The 2,661-nt window shown below is 71.5% G+C and carries 3 protein-coding genes; 1 reads left to right on the plus strand and 2 read right to left on the minus strand.

Features of this window, described 5'->3' with window-relative positions:
- Both AC1DXV_RS33620 and AC1DXV_RS33625 read right to left on the minus strand, forming a co-directional pair.
- Nucleotides 1-770: metallophosphoesterase family protein (locus AC1DXV_RS33620; protein ID WP_477937896.1), on the minus strand; the 770-nt coding region annotated here is incomplete at its 3' end.
- A gap of 35 nt (nt 771-805) precedes the next feature.
- Nucleotides 806-1,777 carry a LysR family transcriptional regulator gene (locus tag AC1DXV_RS33625; protein WP_477937898.1) on the minus strand — a complete coding sequence of 324 codons (972 nt, stop codon included), beginning with the start codon at nt 1,775-1,777 and terminating at the stop codon, nt 806-808.
- A 101-nt stretch (nt 1,778-1,878) separates the two neighbouring features.
- Here AC1DXV_RS33625 and AC1DXV_RS33630 point away from each other — a divergent pair.
- A partial coding sequence (locus tag AC1DXV_RS33630) for an MFS transporter (protein ID WP_477937900.1) occupies nt 1,879-2,661 on the plus strand: 783 nt, incomplete at its 3' end.

The following is a 2,661-nucleotide window of genomic DNA, read 5'->3' on the forward strand; positions in this document are numbered from 1 at the left end:
CCGCCCTGGTGCACCAGCACGACGATCGCCTCGACGCCGAGCGCCCGCAGCCGCGGCACCAGCGCGTTGACGGTGTCGGCCTCGTTGCGGAACTCCAGGCCGGCCACGCCGCTGGGCGTGACGATGGTCGGCGTGTCGCGCAGCGTCATGCCGATGAAGGCGACGCGCACGCCGTCGAAGCTCTTGATGCCGTAGGCCGGCAGCAGCGTCTTGCCGGTGGCCGTGACGTAGACATTGGCCGACAGCCACCTGAACTTCGCGCCCTCGAACGGCACCGGCGTGCCGACCTGCGCGCCGCGGCAGCTGTTGGGGTCGGCCGCGCCGCCGGGCAGCAGCGCGCAGCCGCCGTGCTGCAGGCGCAGCAGGTCGGGCGAGCCGTGGTCGAACTCATGGTTGCCGACCGCGTTGAACTCCAGGCCGATGCGGTTCATTGCCTCGACGGTCGGCTCGTCGTGGAACAGCGCCGACACCAGCGGCGACGCGCCGACGATGTCGCCGGCACCGACCACCGCGTTCAGCGGGTTCTGCGCCTTCAGCCGCGCGACGAAACCGGCCAGCATGTCGGCACCGCCCGCGGGCACCAGGCCGGCGCCGCTGGACGAACTCTGCGTGACCGGGCTGAACTTGCCCGGCGGCTGCAGGTTGCCGTGGAAATCGTTGAAGCCGATGAGCTTGACGTGGACGGGCGTCGTGCCCTGCGTCGGGGCGATGGGCGCGCAGGCGCACAGCGCGGCAGCGGCCGCCACGGCCAGCAGGCGAACGAGGAGCATGGGGATCCTTTCGACGGGGTGTCCGGAAGTAGACATCAGATCGGCCGCGTGACCTCCGCCAGCGCGGCCGGCAACGCCGCCCGCATCGCCTCGACGAAGCGGCGCAGCCGCGCCGGATGGAAGCGCGACGGCGGGTAGATCAGGTGCACCGGCAGCGCCGCCGCGCGCCACTGCGGTGCGAGCTGCACCAGCCGCCCGGCCGCGATCTCGTCGGCGAGCATCCAGGTCGACATCAGCCCGATGCCGATGCCGCGCACCGTGGCGCTGCGCAGCGCATAGAAGCTGTCGGTGGTGAGGCGCGGGCGAAAGCTCACGCGGTGCGCCTCGCCGGTGTCGACATGGCTCAGCAGCACCTCGGTGCGGTAGAAATTGCGTGCACTCAACCAGGGCAGCCCGGCCAGCTCGCGCGCATGCACCGGCATCGCGCGCCCGGCCATCAGCGAGGGTGCAGCCACCACGATGCGCGGCACCTCCGACAGCTTGATCGCGACCACCGACGGATCGGTCACCTCGCCGACCTGGATCGCGCAGTCGATGCCCTCGCCGACGAAATCCGGCGTGCTGTCCTGCGTGCGATCCTGCGTGCTGTCGTGCAGCAGCCACTCGACCGTCACCCGCGGGTGGGCGCGCATGTAGTCGGACAGCGGCCCGACCAGCAGCTGCTGGCCGAAGGCATGCGGCGCGATCACGCGCAGCAGGCCCTCGGGTTCGTCGTCGGCACCGCGCAGCTCGGACTCGAACGCCTTCCAGCTCGCGATCAGCTCCTTCGCGCCTTCGTAGCAGCGCTCGCCGTCGGCGGTCAGCGTCATCGCGTGGGTCGAACGCTGCAGCAGCCGCAGCCCGAGCGAGCGCTCCAGCGCCTGCAGCCGCCGGCTCATGGTCGGCTGGGTCGCGCCCATCTGCAGCGCCGCCGCCGACAGGCTGCCGGCCTCGACGATGCGCACGAAGGTTTCCATCAGCTCGATGCGGTCGGCCGGCGCCGTGGCATGGGAGGTGGCATTGCTCATGCGCCCAGCGTATAGCAATTCTGCAAGCCGGCGGGCTACCCAGACACGCCCGCTCTGGAGACACTGCAGCCCTTCGTTCCAGAACTCAGGGTTTACGCGAGATGTCCACCATTCAATCCACGCATGCCACACCGGTCGCCCTGACGCCGACCGGCAACGTTCCGCTGCCGATGGTGCTGCTGCTGGCCACCGGCACCGGGCTCGGCGTGGCGTCGCTGTACTACAGCCAGCCGATGCTGGGCGTGCTCGGCGCCGAGATCGGCGCAGGCCAGGCGACAAGCAGTCAGGCGATCGGCTTCGTGCCGACGATGACGCAGCTGGGCTACGCGCTCGGCATCCTGCTCCTCGCGCCGCTCGGCGACCGCTACGACCGCCGCCGCATCATCCTCGCGAAGGCGGCTGCGCTGTGCGTGGCGCTGCTGCTGGCCGGCGCGTCGCCGTCGGTCGGCGTGCTGCTGGTCGCGAGCCTCGCGATCGGGCTGGCCGCGACGATGGCGCAGGACATCGTGCCGGCCGCCGCCACGCTGGCCCCCGACGCGCACCGCRGCAAGGTGGTCGGCAGCGTGATGACGGGGCTGCTGCTCGGCATCCTGCTGTCGCGGGTGGTCAGCGGCTTCGTCGCCGAGCACTTCGGCTGGCGCACGATGTTCATCGCAGCCGCGGCCGCCATCGCGCTGCTGGGCCTGGCGCTGTGGCGCGGCCTGCCGCGGCTGAAGCCGACCACCCACCTCGCCTACCGCGCGCTGCTCGGCTCGCTGGGCAAGCTGTGGCTGAAGCACGGGGCGCTGCGACGCGCGGCGCTGGCGCAGGGGCTGCTGTCGGTCGGCTTCAGCGCGTTCTGGTCGACGCTGGCGGTGATGTTGCACGGCGAGCCGTTCCACCTC

It is taken from the genome of Rhizobacter sp. P3_C12 (assembly GCF_056402735.1).